This window comes from Candidatus Hydrogenedentota bacterium (genome assembly GCA_019695095.1).
Taxonomy (GTDB): domain Bacteria; phylum Hydrogenedentota; class Hydrogenedentia; order Hydrogenedentales; family SLHB01; genus JAIBAQ01.
This window is the reverse complement of sequence record JAIBAQ010000045.1, coordinates 1-23,241: the sequence shown is the minus strand read 5'-3', so window position 1 is coordinate 23,241 and position 23,241 is coordinate 1. Positions and strand designations below refer to the sequence as shown.

Annotated in this window: 20 protein-coding genes and 1 pseudogene; 9 read left to right on the top strand and 12 right to left on the bottom strand. The window is 58.1% G+C overall.

Features of this window, described 5'->3' with window-relative positions; all coding sequences use genetic code 11:
* Positions 1–173: 173 nt before the first annotated feature.
* The 3 genes from K1Y02_09775 to K1Y02_09765 all read right to left on the bottom strand — a co-directional run bounded on the left by K1Y02_09775 (position 174) and on the right by K1Y02_09765 (position 3,253).
* Positions 174–311, bottom strand: a complete 138-nt coding sequence (locus K1Y02_09775; GenBank protein MBX7256637.1) for a hypothetical protein — start codon at positions 309–311, stop codon at positions 174–176.
* A 132-nt stretch (positions 312–443) separates the two neighbouring features.
* A complete protein-coding gene (locus tag K1Y02_09770; protein MBX7256636.1) occupies positions 444–2,552 on the bottom strand; it encodes a hypothetical protein in 2,109 nt (702 codons plus the stop codon).
* On the bottom strand, positions 2,549–3,253 hold the full coding sequence (locus K1Y02_09765; protein MBX7256635.1) for a gamma-glutamyl-gamma-aminobutyrate hydrolase family protein: 705 nt from the start codon (positions 3,251–3,253) through the stop codon (positions 2,549–2,551). The genes K1Y02_09770 and K1Y02_09765 overlap by 4 nt, the downstream gene beginning before the upstream one ends.
* A gap of 335 nt (positions 3,254–3,588) precedes the next feature.
* On the opposite strand from K1Y02_09765, the gene K1Y02_09760 reads away from it, so the two are divergent.
* Positions 3,589–3,924 carry a septal ring lytic transglycosylase RlpA family protein gene (locus K1Y02_09760; GenBank protein ID MBX7256634.1) on the top strand — a complete coding sequence of 112 codons (336 nt, stop codon included), beginning with the start codon at positions 3,589–3,591 and terminating at the stop codon, positions 3,922–3,924.
* Positions 3,925–4,113: 189 nt separating this feature from the next.
* On the opposite strand, the gene K1Y02_09755 is transcribed toward K1Y02_09760, so the two are convergent.
* On the bottom strand, positions 4,114–6,690 hold the full coding sequence (locus K1Y02_09755; GenBank protein ID MBX7256633.1) for a VWA domain-containing protein: 2,577 nt from the start codon (positions 6,688–6,690) through the stop codon (positions 4,114–4,116).
* A gap of 899 nt (positions 6,691–7,589) precedes the next feature.
* Between K1Y02_09755 and K1Y02_09750 the strand changes: the two genes are divergently transcribed.
* From K1Y02_09750 to K1Y02_09735, 4 genes are all read left to right on the top strand, one after another.
* Positions 7,590–8,921 (top strand): arylsulfotransferase family protein, encoded by a 1,332-nt coding sequence (locus tag K1Y02_09750; GenBank protein MBX7256632.1) that lies wholly within the window; start codon positions 7,590–7,592, stop codon positions 8,919–8,921.
* 272 nt (positions 8,922–9,193) lie between these two features.
* Positions 9,194–9,763, top strand: coding sequence for a hypothetical protein (locus K1Y02_09745; protein ID MBX7256631.1), 570 nt, complete (start codon positions 9,194–9,196; stop codon positions 9,761–9,763).
* 315 nt (positions 9,764–10,078) lie between these two features.
* Positions 10,079–10,840: an HD domain-containing protein gene (locus tag K1Y02_09740; GenBank protein ID MBX7256630.1), complete on the top strand. Its 762-nt coding sequence runs from the start codon at positions 10,079–10,081 to the stop codon at positions 10,838–10,840.
* A gap of 3 nt (positions 10,841–10,843) precedes the next feature.
* Positions 10,844–11,065 carry a hypothetical protein gene (locus K1Y02_09735; GenBank protein MBX7256629.1) on the top strand — a complete coding sequence of 74 codons (222 nt, stop codon included), beginning with the start codon at positions 10,844–10,846 and terminating at the stop codon, positions 11,063–11,065.
* 419 nt (positions 11,066–11,484) lie between these two features.
* On the opposite strand, the gene K1Y02_09730 is transcribed toward K1Y02_09735, so the two are convergent.
* The 3 genes from K1Y02_09730 to K1Y02_09720 all read right to left on the bottom strand — a co-directional run bounded on the left by K1Y02_09730 (position 11,485) and on the right by K1Y02_09720 (position 14,336).
* A complete protein-coding gene (locus tag K1Y02_09730; GenBank protein MBX7256628.1) occupies positions 11,485–12,264 on the bottom strand; it encodes a zinc-dependent peptidase in 780 nt (259 codons plus the stop codon).
* A gap of 16 nt (positions 12,265–12,280) precedes the next feature.
* Positions 12,281–13,231, bottom strand: coding sequence for an aldo/keto reductase (locus K1Y02_09725; GenBank protein ID MBX7256627.1), 951 nt, complete (start codon positions 13,229–13,231; stop codon positions 12,281–12,283).
* A 118-nt stretch (positions 13,232–13,349) separates the two neighbouring features.
* Positions 13,350–14,336, bottom strand: coding sequence for a Gfo/Idh/MocA family oxidoreductase (locus K1Y02_09720; GenBank protein ID MBX7256626.1), 987 nt, complete (start codon positions 14,334–14,336; stop codon positions 13,350–13,352).
* 181 nt (positions 14,337–14,517) lie between these two features.
* Here K1Y02_09720 and K1Y02_09715 point away from each other — a divergent pair, with 181 nt between their 5' ends.
* The 3 genes from K1Y02_09715 to K1Y02_09705 all read left to right on the top strand — a co-directional run bounded on the left by K1Y02_09715 (position 14,518) and on the right by K1Y02_09705 (position 16,929).
* The gene (locus K1Y02_09715) at positions 14,518–16,233 is read left to right on the top strand and encodes a hypothetical protein (protein ID MBX7256625.1); all 1,716 of its coding nucleotides are present in this window, start codon (positions 14,518–14,520) and stop codon (positions 16,231–16,233) included.
* A 134-nt stretch (positions 16,234–16,367) separates the two neighbouring features.
* Positions 16,368–16,637 carry a type II toxin-antitoxin system ParD family antitoxin gene (locus K1Y02_09710; GenBank protein ID MBX7256624.1) on the top strand — a complete coding sequence of 90 codons (270 nt, stop codon included), beginning with the start codon at positions 16,368–16,370 and terminating at the stop codon, positions 16,635–16,637.
* The gene (locus tag K1Y02_09705; protein ID MBX7256623.1) at positions 16,621–16,929 is read left to right on the top strand and encodes a type II toxin-antitoxin system RelE/ParE family toxin; all 309 of its coding nucleotides are present in this window, start codon (positions 16,621–16,623) and stop codon (positions 16,927–16,929) included. Before K1Y02_09710 ends, K1Y02_09705 begins: the two co-directional genes overlap by 17 nt.
* A 9-nt stretch (positions 16,930–16,938) precedes the next feature.
* On the opposite strand, the gene K1Y02_09700 is transcribed toward K1Y02_09705, so the two are convergent.
* The 4 genes and pseudogenes from K1Y02_09700 to K1Y02_09685 form a co-directional block, all read right to left on the bottom strand.
* Positions 16,939–18,285, bottom strand: a complete 1,347-nt coding sequence (locus tag K1Y02_09700) for a Gfo/Idh/MocA family oxidoreductase (protein ID MBX7256622.1) — start codon at positions 18,283–18,285, stop codon at positions 16,939–16,941.
* Positions 18,286–18,384: 99 nt separating this feature from the next.
* Positions 18,385–19,011 carry a DUF1080 domain-containing protein gene (locus tag K1Y02_09695; GenBank protein ID MBX7256621.1) on the bottom strand — a complete coding sequence of 209 codons (627 nt, stop codon included), beginning with the start codon at positions 19,009–19,011 and terminating at the stop codon, positions 18,385–18,387.
* Positions 18,997–19,719 (bottom strand): annotated as a pseudogene (locus tag K1Y02_09690) (GDSL family lipase). The gene K1Y02_09695 and the pseudogene K1Y02_09690 overlap by 15 nt, the downstream one beginning before the upstream one ends.
* Before the next feature lie 120 nt (positions 19,720–19,839).
* Positions 19,840–21,021, bottom strand: a complete 1,182-nt coding sequence (locus K1Y02_09685) for an MFS transporter (protein ID MBX7256620.1) — start codon at positions 21,019–21,021, stop codon at positions 19,840–19,842.
* A 210-nt stretch (positions 21,022–21,231) separates the two neighbouring features.
* On the opposite strand from K1Y02_09685, the gene K1Y02_09680 reads away from it, so the two are divergent.
* Complete coding sequence (locus K1Y02_09680; protein MBX7256619.1) at positions 21,232–22,443, top strand: dienelactone hydrolase family protein; 1,212 nt, start codon at positions 21,232–21,234, stop codon at positions 22,441–22,443.
* A gap of 4 nt (positions 22,444–22,447) precedes the next feature.
* Here the strand turns inward: K1Y02_09680 and K1Y02_09675 are convergent, their stop codons facing one another.
* Positions 22,448–23,083 (bottom strand): lysoplasmalogenase, encoded by a 636-nt coding sequence (locus K1Y02_09675; GenBank protein ID MBX7256618.1) that lies wholly within the window; start codon positions 23,081–23,083, stop codon positions 22,448–22,450.
* Positions 23,084–23,241 lie beyond the last annotated feature (158 nt).

The window sequence follows — 23,241 nt, the reverse complement described above, 5'->3', positions numbered from 1 at the left end:
TCACCAGATTCCTTGCGCGCGAAGCCTACTCAGAAATTTCGCGCAGAGTCAATCCACAGGGATTGTGCAGCAGAAACGGGCGCGTTATGCCGGCAGCCGCCCGCATGACAAAATGACAGGCCGCCCTAAAACAACAGTTTCAGAGCGACCTCGAACAACGCTCACTTTGGTGACTAGACGTACTTGACGCCCACTTTGCAGTTCCAGAAGCTCGAAAAATCACCCGACAACAAGTACTCATAGCAGCCGCTGAGGCCGCTTCCTGCGAGCGCGGGTGTCGATGTCTTTGTCAGGGTCTTGATATGACGCATGAGCAAACTTCTCCTTCACTAAATCCGTTATTGACCAAAATGGTCACCAGAAACCCTTGCGCCACAAGTATAGCGGAATACTACTGCTCAACTCAAATTGCATGACATTCATGGGGCAGCGGCCCGGTGCTTTCAGTTCGTTAGCGCTGGAAGGGTGACTGGCTTGCTTAGCGGCGACCGCGTGACCTGCTTGCCTTCCTTTACCTCAAAGTGGTCGCTTTTCACGGTAACCGAAAACGAATGACCGCGTAAGTTGAGCCCTTTCAAGGAAAGCGTATTTAAATAATCCGGCCGGTGCGGGGAAATGACTACCGTGCCGTCCGCATTCGGCGCAATCCCGAACATGCCGAAAATGATGCATTGCGCGACCGTCAGACCGTCGAACGTACACTGCAGCGGCGTGTCTTTCCGGTAGTCCTGACGATCGGCATAGATTGAATCGCCCCAATACGGCATCTTTTGTCCCCACCACAGGATACGCTTGATCATGTCGTCCGCCTCAGCAGCATGACCCGACTTGTACAACCGTTCGGCAATTTGCGGCGGGAAACACGTGCACGCCCCCGGCCCGCCGTTGTCCACGTCCGCGGGGTCGTAGGCCGGGTCGAGTTTGGACAGGCTGTGCAGCCCGTATTCGCCCAGGAATTCGTGGGTATTCAGATGGGAAAGCAGCCCCGCTTCGGTCTCCGGCGTGAGCACCGCGCTGTTGAACAGCTTGAAGATCTGGCAAGTGTACCGGAGCTCTTTCTCGCCTTTCTCATTACGGAAGGCGTACCACTTCGCCTGAGGGTCCCAGAGCTCAGCGTTCAGCACCTGCTTGAGCTGCTCCGCCCGCTCCATCAATTGCGGCTGCGGCTTGCCCGCCATCTCCCCGATACGCGCCGCGTACCAATAATTGGTGTAGCGCCGCCCATTCAGATCCGGCATGACGTGGTTATAGGCGTACTGCCGCCGCAACTCGAGGTGGCTGTTGGAGGGACCGTAGTCGATGAGCGCCACCGGCTTGGAGGTGTCGTCGAGGACCGTCGCATGGTACAAGACCAAGTCGAAAATGGTTTTATCCCCGACCTTTTCATCCAGGAACGCCGTGTCACCCGTTATGAGCACATAATAATATATAAGGCCGAGGATCTTTTCCTGATTGACCATATACCAAGGACCGAACCCTTCGCCGGTAAGCGGAAGAAAAGCGAAGTGCTTGGTCAGGTCGATGGATAGGAATTGCTTGATGTGTGTCTTGGACGCCTCGGGGTCGAACAGGGGCATGATTTCCCAGTTTTCCCCGAAATTCCACAGGTAGTTGCAGACGCACCCGCCCTTGATGCTGCCGGTCGAGTAGTAGGGATTCAGCTTGAACTCCGGCACGTCCCACCGGTTGGTTAACGCGTGCACCAGCGAGCGGTTGTAAAGGTCCGTAAGTTCCTGGTTGTCGCTTGAGAAACGCGGCAGTGGCAGGTTGTCGACACGAGACGCATGTTCGCTGTCGGCTTCATCAAGCGCCCCAGTCACGCCCCGGCCCAAGATGTCCCGGCAGGACTTTTGCGCTTCTACTTTTGATCCTATGGTAACGATGAAGCGGACTCTTGCGGGCTCATTCTTGCCCGCGTGCACCGTCGTCTTCCAGATGGACCCCGTAGCGTCCCACGCGCCGTCGTCTACGGGCAACACTCCTACCGCCATATCGCCTTGAGCCAAGGTCAGCAGAGTGTCTGCGATCTCGGGCGTCGTGGCCGTCTGACTCTGAGGGCGAGCGAATTCCCACGACGTGTTCCTGTCAAGCGTGCCGGAAACGTGACACTCGATCGAAAACTCGCGTGAACCGTCGCGAGGCTCGATGGTCAGAGCGACCACCAATGCCCGTCGCCCGTTCAACAGCGTGGAATCCGACGAAAACACCACTCCGTCGGATTCTCTCTGCGCTTCCACACGATGAGTCTGCCAGTAACCACCTTCCATGGCGATTGGCTGACCGTCCACCAAGATGCGCAGACGGAAATCCGAACTGACATAAGGGGGGGAGTACAGACCGTTCACGTCGCCCAAGGATTTATAGTTTATGCCTGCCGACACGAGTCCGTTGACGATTCCAAAATGGTCTTCCTCATGGGTCAGTTTGCGCAGGTCGAACGCGAACGGGTCGTCCGAGGGTGCGGCGGCAGTAGCCATCGCTTGGAGGGCATAGCTGGCGCCCGCAACAAGGATAAGCACCCGGATTCCGAGAGATGATGACATCCTTCTCATACTGACTTTGCCTTCTTTTCCATTGCCGTCAACAAACCGGTCATCGCGTTGTTAATCTCCTGGAACTGCTCCGGCTCCGCCAGAATCTCCGGAGCCGACTGGATATATGGGGCATGGACCAGTTCGTCCGAGCAATGCTGGAGCAGGTCTCCCGCGCTCTGCGGCGTGGTCTCCATGTGGAACTGAAGCGCGACGACGCTATCCTTATATATAAAGGCCTGGTTTTGGCAGGCCTCGCTCTTGGCGGCGTGGACCGCGCCGGCGGGCAACTCGAACGTGTCTCCGTGCCAATGGAATACCTCCGACTTGGGCGCCATGTGCGCGAAGTACGGAGAAGCCTGGCCCTCCGCGGTCAACTCAATGGGAAACCAGCCAATTTCTTTGTGCGCGTTGGGATAGACCCGCGCTCCCAGCACGTCCGCAATGAGTTGCGCCCCCAGGCAGACGCCCAGCACCGGCTTCCCCGCTTCGATTACCCGTTCGATGGCCCGCTTCTCGTCCGCAAGCCACGAAAACATGGCTTCGTCGTGTACGCCCATCGGGCCGCCCATGACAATCAACCAGTCGAGTTCGCTCGGCTGAGGCGCGGCTTCTCCCTGAAACAGGCGCGTAGCTGTCAGCGTGTGACCCTTTCCCTTCGCCCAAGCCTCGATAGACCCCAGTCCCTCAAATGCCACATGCTGCACGTAGTGAATTCGCATCGGTGAGCACCCCAGTCAGTGAAGTGAATGGTCCAAATCTTCGCGCAAGCATACACACACAGCCAATCCCAAGGCCAGCGTACGGTCGGCACTGAGCTTGGCTGTTGGCCAGCCCTTGGGGGTATGTGCTCAAGCCCACGACACGTTGGGGGTGGCCTCTGCCGGAAGTCGTAGGCTGGATCGGGGCAAGCCCGATTTCGACCCCCCGTCAACGAAGTTGACATGGGGTGCTGGTCTGGGTATCCTACCAGACGGTAGGTGAGGGGATGGCGGGTCCCCGTTAACCGAAACCAGCAGCGGAGGTGCTAAGCATGCTGGAAGTTCTTGCACTGATTATGTTCGTGCAACAACCGATTATGCCCATGGCCGATGGCGTGGCCTCGTTCTACTCCGTCCGAGAGAACGGTACCCTGACAGCCTCGGGCGTCCCGCTAAGCGACGAAGGGTTCACGTGCGCAATGCCGTACGGAGAATTCGGGACCAAGGTCCTGGTCGTCGCCGAAAACGGGAAATCGGTTGTGTGCCGGATCACAGATCGTGGTCCGCACGTGCGCGGACGAATCGTCGACCTGTCCAAGACGGCGATGAGAGCGCTCCACCCGAGAGCGGGAACCTTAAAAGTAAGGGTCTACCGGGTGGGCGACGATACGCCCGAGGGACCGTTCGGCTAAAAGCCTGGCAGTACGCGGACACCGTCATTCGCCCCGAAATCGGGTCGAATGACGGTGTTTGTTGTTTTCATGCCGTCCTGTGTCCTCCGTCCATTACGTCCACTAAGTCCATATCGTCCATCACTTACAAATTGAAGGCCCCCGGAAGAGGGATAGTCTTCCGGAGGCTAGGCGCTGCCGGTTAGCGCCCTAGAAACTCGCCGGTTCTATGCGGCTCACGTAAGCCAGCGATGCCAGCCGCTCCAGATCTTCCACCCTAACCTCGGCCAGGAAGGCCTTCCGCGACCGCAGCTCCGTGCGCACGCGCACACCAATCTTCTTCAACTCGTCCATGTATCCCTCCGGGAAGCTACTGACATTGACCAGTACCCGGACCAGCCCATTGGTGACCTTCACCTTGCCGCTCTCGTACGAACCGTTTTTGACCTTCTCGGCCAAACCTTGAAGCGCGGCATCCAGCTTGGGCGAGCCCTTCTTATCCGTCGCAGGCGCGTCCTGAGCAGTCGACTGCGGTTTCTTTGATTCACTCTCCGGGAGGTTCTCTATATTCATGCGGTCTTTGGTTTCCAGCTCGGGTACGGAAGGCATCGGTGCCGGTTCTGCCTGCGTGGATGGCGATTCTCCTCCCCGGCGCCCAGACGCGGATCCCCCGCCCCTGGCGTAGTCATATTCGCCTGCGGCTCCGGCTTTCGTCGGCACCGGAGACGCCGGGGCAGCGGCTGGTCTCCCGGCGGTAATGCCAAGGGACATGAGCTGTGTTCCCGCCGCCAAGCTGCCGCTATCGCCTTCCTTCCCGAAGATTCCCTCGTAGCTCACACCGTCCGGCATCTCGACCGGCACCTGGACGGTCTTGGGCTTGCCACCTTCGGTAACAACGCGTTCTTCGACTGCAACAAAGCTTGTGTATTGCGTCACAAGACCAAACTCGATGCCAAGCTGGGTGATCGCGCCCTTCACATCTTTGTCTGGGTTACCCAACTGCGCGCCGAGCCAATTCTGATTCATAATCGACTCCACCTGCTCCCGCGCCCACAGCGTGGCGAGCACGTCATGTTCAGACTGATCGCCGGGCAGGTCGACGTCAATGGTCCGCTCGAATGGGCCATTGGCCGTCTGCCCACGAACGGTGATCTTTCCGTTCGCTGCCCCGTCGAACCGTCCCGTCAGGATCAACGGCCGCGCAGAGAAGAGGTCCGGAATTGCGTTCGGAGCGGGCAACATGCCATGGATGCCCAGCCCGCCAAGGTCGACGGTTATGTCCGTCAACACCGGGCTCTGAATCCGCTCATGGAACCGCTTCGCCGCGTCGTCTCCCTGAGACTCCAGCGTGACGATCTCCGACGCGCCGCGTCCCGCGCGGGCCATGCCCTCAATGAGGAAGCGGTTGACCGAATTCCCGATCCCAAACGCGAACACCCGCGCGGTCTTCACGTTCTTCTGGATCGCGTCAATGATCGCCATGTCGTTGCCAATGAACCCGTCCGTCATGAAGCACACCACGCGCAACCGTTTCGGGTCGTCCTGTCCGCCGAGGGCAGCGTTGATCGCCTGCATCATTTCCGTGCCGCCACCGCCGTCCAGGTTCTTGAGGTACTCCAACGCCTTACGCCGGTTCTCCGCCGTATTCGCCACGGGCCGTTCGAAGCAATAGCCCAGCCCGCCCGAGAAGCACACCAGGTTGAACGTATCGTCGGGGTTCATCCCCTCGACGCACAGCTTCATCGTCTCCTTTGCCTTCTCGATGGGGAACCCGCTCATGGACCCGCTCTTGTCGATGACGAAGATCATCTCCTTCGGCGTCACGGTTTCGGGAGCCACCCGGTCCGGCGGTTGCAGTATCAGCGTGACAAACCCGCCTTTGTCACCGTGGTGGGTGAGGACCGCGTCGCCGATTCCCTCACCCGCCACGGCATACCGGAGGATGAAGTCACGGTTGGGGATTTCCTTCTTATCCTTCAACCGGACCACGGTGGTAGTGCCATTCGGTTGGACCTCGATCTCGTGCAGCTTCGATTCCAATTCCCGAATCGGGAATCCCGGGTCGATGTGCACTTCCAGCGAAATGTCGTGCCCCGCGCGCGTGCCTTCGGGCGTGACCGGCGGCGTGACCCGGCTCGAATCCGGCACCTGATCCGTGCTCGCCGGACCCGGCCGCAACCCCGTATTTACGTCCGGCACGATGGCGTTCGGTCCCGGAGTGGTCGGATTGCCGGGGATGTACCTCGGCCCGACGACCATTGGAAAGCTGAACTCGTACTCGCCATCCTCGTACTTCAAATACTCCACGTACGAAATCGTAATCGTGATCGTGTCGCCCGGCAGGATGTTCGCCACCGACTGCGTGAAGATGTTCGGACGCTCCTGGTCCAGCAGACTTGCCGCCTTGCCTTCGTTACGCGCCTTCTCATAGATCTGCCGCGCCTCTTCCCGCTCTTTCACCACGCCACGAATGAACCGCTTGCCGATTGCCATCGTCATGGTGTCCACCGCGCCCCGCTCCGACATCGGGAACGTGTACACCGCCTCGATGGGCTCTTTGAACGGATTGCCGAACCGCTGCGTCAGCGTGACCCGCGCCAGAAACCCCGAAATGTCCACCGACACGTCCGTATGCTCCAACGGACACTCACCCTGGGGCTTGTTCTCCTTGTCATACACCACCACGCAGCCGCCAGGGAGAATAGGCTGCGGTTCGGCCCACGCCACGCCTGCCATCACGGTCACTATCGCCGCTAAGCCGGCCAACCAACGCATCTTCCGATTCATAACGGTATCCTCCACGCTCGGGCTTCCGCCCGCACCGGGTTACTTGCACACCCACTGAGACACCGTGAGGTAGGCAAGGTTCGAGGACGGAGCATTCAACCACCGATGAACCCCGATAAAGGCATTACGTATTTGGTAGTGCCCGGCCTCCGCCGACACACTTTTCGGCAGCCGGGCGGACCAGACCGGACGGTCTCCGCTGGGGGTGTACCCCTAAACGGATTTGACGATTCAAGGGGGTGTCCCGGAAGAAGAGACTTTCCCGCAGAGCCGCGGAGGCGCAGGGAGCGGGGTGTTGCCCGAGCCTTTCAGCACAACGTCGAGTACCCGTTGTGCTTGCCGGAGAAGATACATGGAAGGAAGAGAGCCGTGTTTCTCTGGAGTGAAATTTGTCTTTCTTCAAGTGTTGCCTCCTATAGATATGCGCGGGTTCGTTGCACTCGGTTAGGAAGGGACGAGTCGCGTTGTCCAATTCCCATCTTGTTCATCATGTGAATCCTGTCCATTTAGAGTTGAAAACCAAGAAGCAGAACTTGAATTGCGGATGTGTCAGGGTCTCTCAATCCGCCCGTTCCCCGGAACTTTCAGGTTCGTACGATAGACCTATGAGCACTTTGCGATCTTTCGCGGTAAATCTCCTCTTCCCATCCTGTGAATCCTGTACATCCTTGTTAAAGATTCTTCCGATTCCTAGTGCAACGACTTCGCGCATATATATGGGATCTGTTCACGCGAGCCGGTGTTCGTGCCCGACATCTGTCGATCGTCATCGCCCTGACCGTGGCTTTGCGGTGCTGCTTTGATGCATTATCGGTCGGGCGTCGGCGCGCGGAGTCGCGTATGACCGCAACGCGTTGCGCAGAGTCCGGCCAATTCCGGAATTCGCCGTGGGAGTCTGAATGGGCAAACGTATAGCAATCGCCTTTCTAGTGGGCGTCGCATTGGCAGCCGCGTTTGTGCTCGGTTACATGAGCCACCGCAACGGACTGATTCCGCTGACATGGCGTTCGATGGTACGCGAGACGGCGTCGAAGCTGCTTGGCAATAATCAGGCGCCTGCCGCCACTCCGCGCGGTGATATGTTCCCCTTGAGGACGGCGGCAACGGCGACACCGGACGACGAGGCCATACTTTCAATCGGCTACCTACAGGCATCGAAGCCCGCCACCGAGACGTCCGGCGTGACGTTGCACGACACGGATCTTGCGAGCAAGGGACTCAACCTGTACACCTCCGGTCACGCGCCCGAGGCCGTGCTCATGGATATGGACGGCCGCGTGCTCCACACGTGGCGCCGCGAATTCGCGTCTGTGTGGCCTGTTTCATCCCGGCCCGACTACGTGCGCGAGGCGTCGCTGCAATACTGGCGCCGCGCCTACCTCTACCCGAACGGCGACCTGCTGGCGATCTTCGAGGGGATTGGCCTTATCAAGGTGGACAAAGACTCCAACCTCTTGTGGTCCTATCGAGGGGGATGTCATCACGACGTGTTCATGACGCCCAGCGGCGACATCTACGTGCTGACGAGCGAACTCGTGCAGCCTTCGTGGCTCCAGGCCGAGTATCGCTATATCGACAACTCCATTGCCGTGCTCGATGCAAAAGGTCAGGAGAAAAAGCGAGTCAGCATGTTGGACTGTTTCCGCAATTCCGCCTATGCGCCGTTGCTGAAGCGGTTGCCGAAAGAAGGCGATCTGCTTCATGTGAATACCCTGACCGTACTTTCGGGTTCGCACACGAATCTGGGTCCGGCATTTGCCGCGGGGAATGTGTTGGTTTCGGTTCTAGGTCTCGACGCCGTTGCGGTGATAGACATCGAACGACAAACCGTGCCGTGGGTCATGACCGGAATGTGGCACGCCCAGCACCAACCGGAACTGTTGGACAACGGAAACATCCTCGTCTTCGACAATCGCGGCGCAGTCACCCATTCCCGCGTGTTGGAAGTGAATCCACTCACCCAAGAAGTTGTATGGCAATACCCCGGCGACGGCGATCCCCCGTTCTACTCGGAATGGTGCGGCTCAAGTGCGCGCCTCCCGAACGGCAATACCCTCATCACCGAAACCGACAATGGGCGCGCCCTCGAAGTGACCCCGGACCACCGTATCGCGTGGGAGTTCGTCAATCCCAATCAGCTCACCGAAAACGGCGCCACACTCGTCGCCGCTCTTTTCGAAGTGGTCCGCCTACCCGAAGACTACTGCGCCTCCTGGCTCCCGAAACCATAGATTTCTCGATTCGCTCGCAACCTTCACTTCCCCGGCCTCATCCTGAATATCCTGTACATCCTTGTATAAAGTCCTTCCCCTTTCTTCAGTGCATCAAACACGCGCACATATCTGGGCAGTGTGATCATGGCACAGTCGTGTACATCGCCCCGTTGCATTTGCGCATGGATCATTAGAGTCCAGAGTGCCCTCCAATTGAAAATTATGCCCATATGCGCTACTATCAAACGAGTATTCTGTCATTCGTGATTCCCAGAGGTGAGGGGGGACTCATGGCGCTACGGCGCAACGCGATTACGGCTATCCTGCCTGTGCTATTAGCCTTTTCATGCGAACGGGCCACTCAGCAGGCTCCCGCCGATACTCCCATGTTCGGCGCGCCGCTGTCGAAAGAAGCGGAGGAATATCTCGCTGTCTGCAAAGCAGAATACATGGCAAAACAAGAGGAACTGGAATCCAAGTACTTGAAAGGCGTTAGTAGTTACGATATCGATTTTGACACAGGCGTTATCCACTTCAATCGGCCAGGGAAACCCGCACTTGCGTTCGACATCCAAGCTGTCGGTAGTGTGAGCCGCGAGTACAATAATTGGGAATGGGCCTGGAACAATCCCAGCATACCGGCGAACATCAGCCGTGAAAGCGCCAATGTCAAAATCATCGGTGAGCGTTTCGGCTTACCGTATCTGAAGGAAGGCTTTGCACCAGTAGATGACGAAGAGTTTGCCTATTACGTGAGCAGCATCGCCCTAAAGATCTCCGAGTCCGCCGGAGTCTACATTGCGAAGAGCGATAACCTGGAGATCTACCTGCTCTTAAGGAATCCCCGAGACGCATCGTAAAGCGCGACACGTGTTGCCGCTCCGCCCGTTTCGACAGGAAGACCACCCCGTCCCGCAACTCCCTCGTTTTCCGAGCGGTCTTCTGTTCCCCGGCCTCATCCTGGATATCCTGTGTATCCTTGTTGACAAGTCCCTCTCTTTAGGCAATGCAACGAACTCGCGCCTATAAATAAGAAGTGTTCACGAGACTCGAAAGTGAGATAGGGCTGCCCCGTAATCTGTGTCGGCTAGTATTCGCTGGCCGCGCGCAACATTCCATTTGCCTCCGCGCGGCGACCGGAATAGTATGGGTGTCGATCAACTGGGGAGAAACCTATGCTGAAGCGGATTGCGGTAATCGGTGGGAAAGAGGCGAAGGCGTCCGAGGAATTGGCGAAGGCCGTTAAGGGCAAAGAAATCGAGTTGGTGAAGGTGGCTTCCAAGGCCAAGATCCCGCCCGCGGTCGTGGTCGCCGTGGCCGACGATGCCAAGGCATCGCTGACGGTTTCCATAGCCGACGCGTTGGCAACGCGGCAGGAAGATTTGCTCTATCTCCTTGCAACGGCCATCGACAGCCGCGAAGAGTTGGCGCCGGGATCGTCGCTGCGGGTGAAGGAACACGCAACGCGGTTTGCGAAGGCCCTCAAGCTATCCGTGAAGGATCAAGCGACGCTCGAGCGCGGTGCTTTGCTGCGCGATATTGGCAAGCTGCGCATCCCGAACCGCATTCTGCTCAAGTACGATCTATTGACCCACGACGAATGGGAAACCATCTACAAGCATTCCGTGACGGGCGCCGAAGTTGTGCGCGACACGCCGGCCATCGCCGATATCGAAGACATCGTCCACTATCACCACGAGCGCTGGGACGGCAACGGATATCCCAACGGCCTTGAAGGCGACGAGATACCGTACTTGGCGCAAGCGGCCCACATCCTTGATGTGTACTGCGCCATGACCAGTGTCCGCCACTACCGCAAGGAAGTCCACAGCCACGAATCCGTGCTTGATTACCTGCAATCCGAATCCGGCGCGCATTTCCATCCGGAGTTGCTGAAGGTATTCATCGACGCAGGCGTGGGGCAAGTTGGAGGATAAGATATGGTTCGCACCTTCGAAGCAGTGATTGATGAACGCGGAAACGTGCGCCTTCTCGAAGCGGTTGAATTGCCAGGGAAACGACGCGCCCTCGTCACAATACTGAACGATGTTCCAGATGCGACTTACTTGGAGTGCGCTATAGCAAGCGAACACGCGCTGGCGTACGATTGGAATCGACCAGAAGAGGATGCCGCATGGGCCCACTTGCAGCAGGCTCGGTAGTTCTTGTGCCGTTCCCTTTCTCCGACTTATCCGGGTCCAAACTGCGACCAGCATTGGCACTTGCGGACGTCGGGCGCGGTGACTGGATACTCTGTCAAATCACAAGTGTCGAGTACGGGGACGCGAGGGCCATACCGTTGACACAGGACTGTTTCGGAGAAGGTTCTCTCCACAGGTCAAGTTTTGCGCGGCCCGGCAAATTGTTCACGGCACATCAAGATCTGTGCGTTGCAAACCTCGGCCATTTACGGTTGGATGTGTTTCAAATGGTAATTGAAGCGGTTCTTCAGCTTTTTCGCGGACAGGTTTCCGAGTAGTCCTGTTCGACTTATCTGGTCAGTCCGGTGCTTATTGGTTCTTATTGGTTCGCGCAAGGTTTTGCTGCAACCAATTCTTCACTCTGAGACCGCCCGACAGGTTCATTTCCCCGCTGAATCTCTCAGCGCTGCCGGATCTTGCCGGTAGAACTGGCGCAGCACGTCGTAGAGTTCTGGATGGCGTTTCTGCAAGGCATGCGGGCGTTCGAAGAAGCACTCGGTGACGACCGCGAAGAATTCGGAAGGGTCGGTTGCGCCGTAATCGTCGATGAGGGTGCGGCGATTCTGTTCCACGTCGCGCCAGAGTTGCTCGAACTCGCCGGATAACACGCGCCCCCATTCGGCCTGCGCATCTTCGTCGTCCAGCAATGGGGTGCCGTTTGTGACGCCGTCCTCGTGATCGAGTTGGTGCGCGAACTCATGAAGAATCAGGTTGTTGCCGTCGTCGCGATTTCGTGTGCCGCGCAGCGCGTGCCGCCACGACAACACCACCGTGCCCCAATCCCACGATTGGCCGTAGTGAACGTCTTCGCCTTCCACGAACTCGTCGCCGAGATTCTCTTCGACGGTCGGCGCGACAAATGCCTCCGGATAGACGAGTATGGACCGTAATTCCGGGAAGTAGTCGGTTTCGCGGTGCAACAAGAGCACTGCCGCCTGCCCAGCGACAGTGACTTTGATCTCGTCGGTCATTTCTAGACCGCCGCAGCCTTCCCAGTTCTTCTCTGCGATCAGCACCTGGACATGTCCGCGCAACTCGGCTTTCACATTATCGGGCAGTAGCGAATAGTAGAGCACGTTGTGCGAGAGGATGTCCTCCCACTCGGGCGGAAAGGGTTGCCGGCGGAGCCGATCGCGGCGTCGCCGCTTAAGCCAGGACATGCCCGAGACCTTTCATCTAGGCCGACCCTTCCAGCCACGCAAGCTCTTCTTCGGTAAGCTTAATTTCCAGCGCCTTCGATAACATTCGGAATTCTTCGCCGGAGTACGCTGCCACAAGCGGAAAGAGATTCAGCGGCTGATTTAACAGCCAGGCGAGGGCAAGTTGCGGCACCGTGATGCCCTTCTTTTTCGCCAGTTCGAAAGCGCGATCCAGCCGGTCAAGATTCGCAGGCGACATGTACGACTGGTGATACAGCGTCTCTGCGTGCTCGCTTGCGTTTGCGCGCGTCAGCCGGCCTGAAAGGAACCCGCCCGCAAGCGCCGACCACGTGAACAAGTGCAGGCCTTGTTCGCGATACCACGCACGGTCCGAAACGGACTTCGGGCCACCGATACTGATGCACCCTTCCCACGGTTCTTGGATCATCTCGACAAGGCTGAATTGCGGGCTGCTGGCAACAAAGGGTGTAGGGCCATGTTCGGCGGCGTACGTATTGGCCTCGCGAACGCGTGCCGCGCTCCAGTTCGATCCGCCAAACGCGTGAATGCGGCCCGCTTTCATATGCTCATTCAGCGTTTCGACAATGGGCCCCACCGGCACGCTTGGATCATCCCGGTGCAGCAAATACAGATCGATGTAGTCGAACTTGAATCGCGCCAGCGAATCGCAGATGTCCGCGGTAATGTCGTAGGGCGTCACGCGTTTGCGGTCGGGGTTGTGATGCGCCCCTTTGCCGATGATGACCACCTTGTCGCGAATGCCGCGCGAGTTCACCCAACGTCCCACACCTCGCTCGTTCTCGCCGCCGTTGTAAATGTGCGCCGTGTCGAACGTGTTGCAGCCCTGCTCGAACACATCGTCGAGCAACGGCATGTACATGTCCGGCTCCGCGGAACCGACCATTACCGTACCTTGAACGAGGCGTGAAACAGGTTTCGTGACACCGGAAACGGTACCGTATTGCATGCAATGTCCCCCAACTCCAAGTCTATCGCGAACCAACCTGCGCACCTTCCGCGCAACTCGCGCTCGTACGCGTGCTGCCACCCGGCGGCCGCGGTTGATCCATTTTTGTGACATCATCTTACTCGAATGGATACTTCATACCCCATTGCGCGCGGATGGCGTCCATCGTTTCCATCATGGCGAGCGTTTCATCCAACGGAATCACCGGACTCTCGAGCCTTCCCGCGCGCATGCACTGCATGACTTCTTCCGCTTCGTATTCGTAGCCGTTTCCCTTATGCGGAATCTCGCACGTTTCTTCGCCTTTGCCGTCTACGGTCAGTGTGGCCTTGGTGGCTTTCCAGAACGGGGCATGCAACTTGATATTGCCCTCGGTCCCGAGAATGAAGGCCTCCTGCTGCGTATTGGTGCGCACGGCCGACGACAGCAGCGCCAGCGCGCCCGAGGCATACTCGAAGACAATGGCGTTTTGCTCGTCAACGCCGGTGTCACCCAGCGTGGCGGTGCTGACGATGCGCTGTGGTCCGCCGCCCAGGAAGAAATAGGCGAGCGCAATCGGGTAGATGCCGACGTCAAGCAGCGCGCCTCCCGCAAACTTCGGGTCCAGCAAGCGGCTTGTTTCGTCCCATCCCGCGCGAAATCCAAAGTCCGACTGGAGCATGCGCACTTCGCCGATCTTCCCTTGGCGCACCCATTCGCGGGCTTTCACCACAACGGGAATGAACCGCGTCCACATTGCTTCCATAAGAAACAGTTTCTTGTCGCGGGCCGTCTTCACCATCTCCGCCGCCTCGCGCACGTTTACCGCGAACGGCTTCTCGCATAGCACGGCCTTGCCGTGATTGAGCGAAAGAAGCGTGCATTCCTTATGCATTGGATGCGGCGTGGCTACGTAAATCGCGTCCACTTCGGGGTCACTTGCCAAGGCTTCGTACGTGGCGTGCCTGCGCGGGATGTCGAATTCGTTCCCGAACGCCTCAGCCGTTTTCGCGGCACGGGAACCCACCGCGCTGAGTTCCGCGCCTTCAGCTGCGCGCAGTCCTCGCGCGAACTGATGTGCAATAGAACCGGTTCCTAAGATGCCCCAGCGAATCTTCTTAATCATTACAGTGCCTTTCTCTTTTCAAGTGGAGATAGGCATGATATCACAGCGCTTGAAGTGAGTGTGCGCATGTCGAGTTGTGACTATTTCGCGACGGATCTTTTGCATATTTCTGACACATCACGTCACGCGAGCAGGTACATTGAAGCCAGACTTTCCAGAAACACTTCGGAGGATATTCGATATGGTTATGCGGCTTTTGAGGCCATTGACGCTTATGGGCGTCGCGCTTGCGGCGGTAGCGGGCGATGATCCAGCCACCATACCGGTCACGGAAGTGACCGTGTTCAAAGACGGTCACGCTTTTGTCGCGCACGAGGGTGTGGTGAAGACCGATAGCGACGGCAACGTCGCTCTTGACTACCTGCCCACGCCCGTACTTGGGACGTTTTGGAGCGCCTGTTTGCAGGAGGGAGCAACACTCAAAGCGGTTGTGGCCGCGCAACGGCATGTGACCATTGAGCGGACCGCGCTGCAGTTGAGGCAACTCATCGAGGCCAATCCCAATCAGGACTGCACGATTACCGAACAGGACGGACTTTCGTATCGTGCCACGATTCAAGGTCTCCCGGTTCGCAGTTCTGAGGAGATGGAGCGGACAAACCCGCCGGGTACCGCAGTGCCGCAGCCAGTAAAGGGAGACGTAGTCTTCCTAAAAACCGAGGCAGGCACGAAGGTGCTGCCGCTCGAGCGGATCCGCGACGTGGTCTTCCTCCGCGATCCGGTTAAGACGATAAAGGAAGACGAGATTCGCAATCGGCTTGTGCTCAAGCTGGATTGGGGCGGCGCTGCGCCTGCACCCGAGGCACGCGTGGGCATGGTGTATTTTCAAAGGGGCCTGCGCTGGATTCCCAGCTATAAAATCGAACTGGATGGAGCAGGCAAAGCTCGTCTCATTTTGCAGGGGACGCTCGTCAACGAACTCACGGATCTGGAGAATGCGAACGTCAACTTCGTAGTCGGCGTGCCCTCGATAAAGTTCGCAAACGAGACGGATCCCATGGCGCTTCAGTCGCTTGCGGTGCGAGTAGTGGCTTCAACGGAAGGCGGGAACCTGTTCAGCAACACTTCCAATACTTTCTCGAACAACGTGCTCATGACTCAGGTCAGCGGCAATGGCGGCTTCAATCCGGAGAGTTCGACGGCGGGTGGCGCCGTCAATCTCGGCCCGGAAGTTGGTGCTGCAGACCAGCGCGAAGAGCTCTTTGTGTTTCGGGCAACTGGAGTCACTCTGAAGCGCGGTGAGCGCATGGTTATGCGCATTGCCGAATACGACGCTGCGTACAGGGACGTCTACGCGCTGGATATTCCGGTCGGATATACGACCGAGAACGGTCCGTCTGTTTCGGACGACGCATCCGCGCAAATTGCGCACGCACTCAAGGAGCCCAGGGTCATGCACCGGATACGTCTCACGAATGCTGGACCCCATCCCTTCACGACTGCCCCGGCCCTGTTGCTCCAGGAAGGGACCGTGCTCGCGCAGTCGATGATGACCTATGCGGCCGTCGGCGCGGAGGTCGATCTGGATGTAACCAAAGCTGTCGACATACAGGTTGCCCTCGACGATCAGGAGTCAGGCCGGACGCCAAACGCGACCCAATGGATGGGGCAGCAATTCCAGCGCATTGCCCTGTCCGGAAAGCTTACGCTGTTTAGCCTCCGAAGCGAGCCGGTCGAGGTCGAGGTCACGCGCCACCTTTACGGAGAGATTGATTCGGCGGGTCAGGACGGCAAGATCCGGAAGGTGAACGCCATTGAGGATGCCGACCCTTCCAGTACACGCGGTTCCTGGCCATATGTCTGGTTGAATGGACGCGGCGAGATTACGTGGAAGGCTACGTTGCAGCCGCGACAGCCGGCGGTACTGGAGTATGCATGGCATTACTTCTGGAAATAGGTAGTCGTTCCAAATTGGTGCGATTTGTAGCAAGGAATAGCAAAAAATAGCAAAGTATGCTACGCTGAAATCGGGAAGTGTCGGTTAAAGCGCCTGCCTTCGGGGCAGGCGCTCCTATTGAAGAGGGTCCAGCCATGAACGTGTCGCTCACTCCTGAACTCGAAGCATACATCCAAGAAAAGGTGGCGTCGGGGCGGTATTCTTCTGCGAGCGAAGTCATGCGCGAGGCCCTGCGCTTGCTCCAAGATCACGATCAGCTTCAGGCCATCAAGCTCGAGTCTCTCCGAAAAGAAATCGCCATAGGCATCGAACAGGCGGACCGGGGTGAAACACTGGATGGAGAGGCGTTTTTTGAACACTTGCGCGCCCGTGTAGCAGAGCAGTCGAATGTCGTATACGAGTAGTTTCTCACTATCGCGCCAAGCGGCAAATGATATTGAGTCCATCCGCGACTTCATCGCATCAGACAAACCTCGCGCGGCGGAGCGATTCATAACGCGTCTTCTGCAACAGTGCCGAATGCTCTCGCAGAACCCATCCATAGGCAGGAATCGAAACGAGATCACGCAAGGTCTGCGCAGTTTTCCGATTGCGAGGTACGTGATCTACTACCGCGAGACGGGCACGCACACAATCGAAATCATTCGCGTGCTGCATGCGGCGCGGGACGCAGAAGTATCGTTTCCCGAAGAATAAGCAGAGCGGTCAAATCACCCACGGTTCGCGCATGGGGCGTTTCAAGAACGCGTTGGCCTCTTCTTCGGCGAACCGTTCCGTATCCGGATTCCACGTGAGTTTCTTTCCAACCCACCGCGCGATATTGCCGACGTGACACATGTTTGCCGCGAGGTGTCCCGTCTCCACATCGGCCACGGAGCGTTCGCGCGAACGAATGCACTCGATCCAATTCTTAAGGTGCAAGGCGGTATCATCGACCCCGCCAGGTTCCGTATGCATCTCCGGTTCCGCGTCGCCTTTCTTGATGGCGTATTTGCCGCGGTCGATCATAATCGACGCGCCCTCGCCCTCGAATATCGCGCCTCCGCCAGGGCCTTTGCCATCGAGCTTCACAATGATTCCGCTGGCAAATTTGAAGTTCACAGGGCATGTGAGGCGCTTGCCTTCGACCCACGCCTTCGACTTTTCCGGATCGAGCGGTTTGCCGATGTAGATGATGGGTCCCGAATCGCCTTCAAGTTCCGGCCACACTTCGACCGGCCCTTTTTCGCCCAACGCCCATAGAATGATGTCCAGTCCGTGCGCTCCCCAACCGGTCATCTCACCGCCCGAATAGGGGGTGTACGAGATCCAGCCGTAGGGCCGTCCGTCGGGATACGTGCGTCCTTCCGCGCGCGGCAGGTAGAGGTCGGTGTGATAAGCGCGAGGCTGCGTCTGGCCGCACCACATATCCCAATTCAGCCCATCCGGCACCGGCTCTTCAGGCAAATCGCATTCCCACGGACTCGGATAGTTCGCGCCATGCACCACGCTTATCTTCCCGAATGCCCCTTCGCGAACCATGCGCGTTCCCGTTTGGCAGGTGCTCAGGCTGCGTTGTTGGCTGCCGGTCTGCACGATTCGCTCATGCTTGCGCGCCGCATCGACCATCGCGCGGCCCTCGTGCACGGTGAGACTCAGCGGCTTTTCGATGTAGACGTCTTTGCCCGCCTGACACGCATGCACCGTGTGCAGACCGTGCCAATGATCGGGAGACGCGATTACGACCGCGTCGACCTCATCGGAAGCGAGCAGTTCGCGATAATCGGGATAAAGCTTTGCGTCCTTGTAGTACTTCCCTTGCCACTCTTCGAGGCGCTTCGGATTCACGTCCGCCAGCGCGACGACCTTGGTGTCTTGGGGCAGACTCCGCAACTGACTCGCGCGCCGGCCGATTGCGATGTACGCAACCTGTACTTTGTCGTTGGCGCCGCGGCGTCCCTGGGCCGCCAAGGCTCCGCTGGTGATGATGTTCGGCGCGACGATGGCGGCTGCGCCAAGTTTCGTCGCCCCCGAAAGAAACTGCCTGCGAGTCACTGCGCGCTTCGTGTCCATGAGTCTACTCCCCGCCTAAAGGTTCACGTTGACTGCCCGTGGCATTCTACACCGTCTTGACTTCACATGATACAAAAGACACTTGCCGAACGCTGCCGGCTAGTTGCGCGGAATCTCTCGAATGAAGACGTCTTTGAACCACAAGTGCGAGCCGTGATTCTGAAGTTCGATCTGGCCGGAAGGATAGATAGGCTTCTCCCGATTCCAGTAATTCTCAAGCACTACGCCATCGACCACCAGTTTGTCATTAAGCCACACGCTCACTTTCTCGCCAATCATTGTGATGCGAAACGTGTTCCACTCGCCAATCGGATTGTCCGCGACAACCAGCGGGTCGTGCGCTCCCTTCTGGTTGTTGTACAGACCACCCGATCCGGCCGGATTCTTGTTGAAATCCCAGATCTGTACTTGGGGACTTCCTCGAAGATAGATGCCGCTGTCGCCGCCTTCCTCGATCTTCCAACTCACCAACATGTCGAAGTCCGCGTAGTCGCGCCCGGTGCACAGGGCTTCGCCTTGGCCGTCGAAATTGATGACGCGATCCACAACGGACCAGTGCGCCCGCATGCTCTCGTCCGCTTTGGCTTGAGCGTCGGCCAACTCTTGTGGCGTCATCGAGGCGCGTTTCTCGGGATTTTCAACGAGGCCTTTCCAGCCCGTGAGATCGTTTCCGTTGAACAGGGCCGTATAGCCTTTGGGTGCTTTACCCTCCGCGATATCTCCCATGAGCTCGGCGACTTTGGGCTCGATGGCCTCTGCCCACAACCGATGCCCCTGTTCGTTTGGATGTTCGAAGTCGGGCAACAAGGAACTCGGCAGGGAACCGTCAGGTTGGAGATAGATACGGTTCACGTCCAGATAGAAGACGTTCTTGCCATCGGCGGTTTTCGACGCGATCTCGTTCGCTTTGGCGAGAATATCGCGTTCCGCATCGGGTTTCTCGTGGCGCGGAAAGATCGCCAACAGCAAAATCTTGGTGCTGGGCAGCTTCTCCCGCAGTTTGTTCACAACGGCGGTCACACCTTCTCCGATCTCTTCTCCGGTGTTGGTGCTTCCGTTATTCTGCCCGATCATCACAATGGCAAGTTTGGGAGCAATGCCGTCGATGTTGCCGTGATCGAGCCGCCATAGCACGTGCTCCGTGCGGTCGCCGCTGATGCCAAGATTCACGGCGTTGCGGTCGCCGTAGTACTCGTCCCAAACGGGCTTGCCCTGCTTCTCCCAGTTCTGGACGATTGAATCGCCGATGAAGATCAGGTCTACATTGCCTTGCTTCACGCGTTCGTTCATGGCGTTATGGCGGGCCTGCCACTTCTCGCTGGTTCCGGCAATAGGCACGACAGCCGTGTTGGCTGCGTACGCCTGAGCCGTTAAACCGACTAACGCCAGAAGCGAACAGAGCAAGAGTAGGGAAGCTCGGAATTGTGTTTTCATGGGAACGATCTTCCAAGGCCCAAAATAACTGGGTCATTACGACATGGTTTGTTGCAGAGAACAAAGACACACGCGGCTACGATATCACCTTGATACCTTTCAGTCGAGGGCGCAATCCGTTCATGAACGAGCGGGCTCGCGAGTGCCATCCCGTACGAACAGCAGCAGGATCGACGCGCAAAGCGCAAAACCGGCGCCGGTGGCAAACGCTTCGAAAATCCCAAACCGGTCCCAAATGAATCCAAAAAGCAGACTGGCCGGAAGCGCGGCTATTCCGACGATGCCGTTGTACCATCCCAAAGCTGCGCCGCGTGCCTGAGCGGGCGCGAGGTCTGCCACCCACGCCTTCTCGCACGGCTCCGTCAAACCAAAGTACAGTCCGTAGACCAGAAAGACCCCGACGAGCAGCAGGGGAGAAGTCAGCATGCCGAACGCCAAGTACACGAGCGCGTACACGAACCATCCGAGCAGAATGACCCGGCGGCGGCCCAGCGTATCCGAGACCGTTCCGCCAGCGTAGGCAAACACCATCTTCACGATGTGATGCAGCGCCCAGAGTATCGCTATCCACGCCTCGGGCACTCCGGAGTTGGATAGGCGCAGAAGTATGAAGGCGTCGGTGGAATTTCCGAGCGTGAACACTAGCAGCGCCGCGAGATAGAGTCGGAAGTTGCGGTCAAACAAACCCCAGGACGCCTCGCCCTCTGTAGTCTTTCGCTCGCGAGGGGCAATCGATGGGTTTTCCTTCACGCCCACTATCAACACAACAAGGACGATGGCAGCAGGAATGGCAGCGAGCAAGAAGACCGTTCTCAGCGAGAACCCGGCGAAGGTGAGCAACGCCGCGGCAATGAGCGGACCCAACACCGCGCCCGCGTGGTCCATGCTCCGATGGAAACCGTATGCTTGCCCACGGCGGCCGGGCTCCGCAGAATCGGCGATAAGCGCGTCGCGCGGAGACGTGCGCAAACCTTTACCTATGCGGTCGAGGAAGCGCATCGTCAGTACAAAAGGCCAGCCCGCGGCCAAGCCGATGAGCGGCCGGACAATCCCCGCGAGACCGTATCCGGCCAAGATAAAGGGCTTTCGTTTTGCGACGCGATCTGTCCAGTATCCGGATGCGATCTTGAGCACGGACGCGGTGGTTTCCGCGATGCCTTCGATTACGCCCAACGCCAGCGCCGATGCGCCCAACGTCGTCGTGAGGAACAAGGGGAGCAAGGGGTAGATCATCTCGCTCGACATGTCCGTGAAGAGGCTCGCAACTCCGAGGACAACGACAGTACGCGGCAAACGGTTCATGCGCATTTCCCGATAAGTATGGCCACCTATTGATGATTGTAGATCGAAATCCCTCGCGTTGTTGACTCGACCACATTCGCTGCAATTTTGAGACTCGCGATTCATGCGCAAAGCCCCAAAATCTTGATAGGTTTGGGTACGCAACTTAGAATTGGATGTACTTGCCGGCGGGTGTTTGTGCGATTTTGCGTGCGGGTCGGTTCGCAATGCATGCGGGAAGGGGAATCCGAAATGAGTGTGTATATGCTGGCTGCCGTGCCTATGATGTTTTCTCTTGCCGCAGGTGACGAGCGAAGCCACGTCGGTAATCTCTACCCGTTCCTCAGGTCATATGCAGAAGCTTCGCCCTGTTCGTTGTCCTATCTCTCCCGGCCTTGGCCCGACACGGAGGCTTGGCGCGCGCAAGGCCGGGCGAAAATGCTGGAGCTGCTTTCCTATAGTCCTGAGCCCGTAGCCCCCTCCGAAGAAGTGATCGAGACAGTCCACAAGCAGGGCTACACCCGGCTTCGTGTTCGATTTCTTGTGACAAAGGACCGGAGCACCGAGGCATTCCTGCTCATACCCGACGGGCTGACTGGGCCTGCGCCCGCGGTAATCGCCATACACGATCATGGCGGCTTCTACTACTTTGGCAAGGAGAAGATTACCGAAACGGAAGACGCCCCCGGCATCTTGTTGAAGCATATCGAGACTGCTTATGGAGGGCGTGCTTTTGCCGATGAACTTGCCCGTCGCGGGTACGTGGTTTTGGTACCCGACGGATTCTATTTTGGTTCTCAGCGGCTCGATCCCGGCCAGTTGCCCGAAAAGTTCACTGCCGAGCTGCAGAAACACCCTCAAGGCAGCGACGCCTATATTGCGGCCTTCAACGAAATGGCGAACCGGCACGAGGCGATTGTCGCGAAGACTATCTTCGATTCCGGCGCCACGTGGCCCGGTATTCTGTTCCAGGGAGATCGCGCGAGCGTGGACTATCTGCTCTCGCGCCCGGAAGTTGATGGGAACCGGATTGGATGCGTCGGCCTGTCCATCGGCGGATTTCGCAGCGCGCACCTGCTTGGACTGGATCCGCGCATTGCGTGCGGTGTTGTCGCCGGGTGGATGACCACGTACCGTTCGCTGCTTTTCGATCATCTGGAATGGCACACGTGGATGATCTATGTGCCGCGGCAGCTCGCCTTCTTGGATTTGCCCGACGTTGCTTCGCTCAATGCGCCCAGGCCGCTCATGGTTATCAACTGCAACAAGGATATCCTGTTTACGCTTCAGGGCATGGGGGATGCCGAGCACAAGCTCGCCGAGGTCTACGAAAAGATGGGGGCGCGCGACCACTTTCTGTGCAAGTACTATGACGAACCTCATTCGTTCAAGGTGCCCGCACAGGACGACGCGATTGCGTGGCTGGATCGCTGGTTGAAGTAGCTTTTTATGTGCTCGAAGCGATGCTGAAGGCCAGGAGGATCTGCCCCAGGAAATACATGGGCAACCCCCACAGGCGGTTCAGGTACCCGGGAGACACGAAGCGCTCCTTGGCGACCGACAGATCCGAAAGGTAGAAAGCAAGCGCACCGCACGGGATCAACAACGCGCCGCCCGCGCGCCATGCTCCCACCGACAACACCAACATGGACGAAATGACCACCATGTAGGCGTAAACCGGCCCTTTCATTTCGGTGGACAGATGCGGCTTCAGCCAGCGGACGATGATCCACACGAACGGCATGAGAACGACAACCGCCATGGCCGCGCCAAACGGATGGACGCCTCGTCCAAAGAACGCGGCGATATACGCAAGGTGCGCCGCGAGAAACGCCACCAGACCAGCCAGAAAGGGCCGCTTGTCCTTGAAGATGAGCAGGAGGTCGCCCCACCACGATAGAAAGAGACCCACAAAGATGGCCTTGCCGTAGAACGAGTCCATCGCCCCGCCGATCCACGCCGCTGCCATGAATGCGGTGGATGCAATCATCTTGCAGACCCCGGAAATCACGGGCTTGCCCGCGTGGTCGAAATACAGCGTGCCTGCAAGGGCAATCGCCAAAACAATTGCAGCGACATACATAGCAGATACCTCCCCCCCGTGGAACATAGCGGAACGAAGGGATAGTAGACGGTTGAACGGCCCAGAGCAAGCAGACGGGCCGAATGACTATCAACACGACGACTTGGGAATTGTCATTCTGATTCCGCCTCCGGCGGACGAAGAATCTGGCTTAAGGC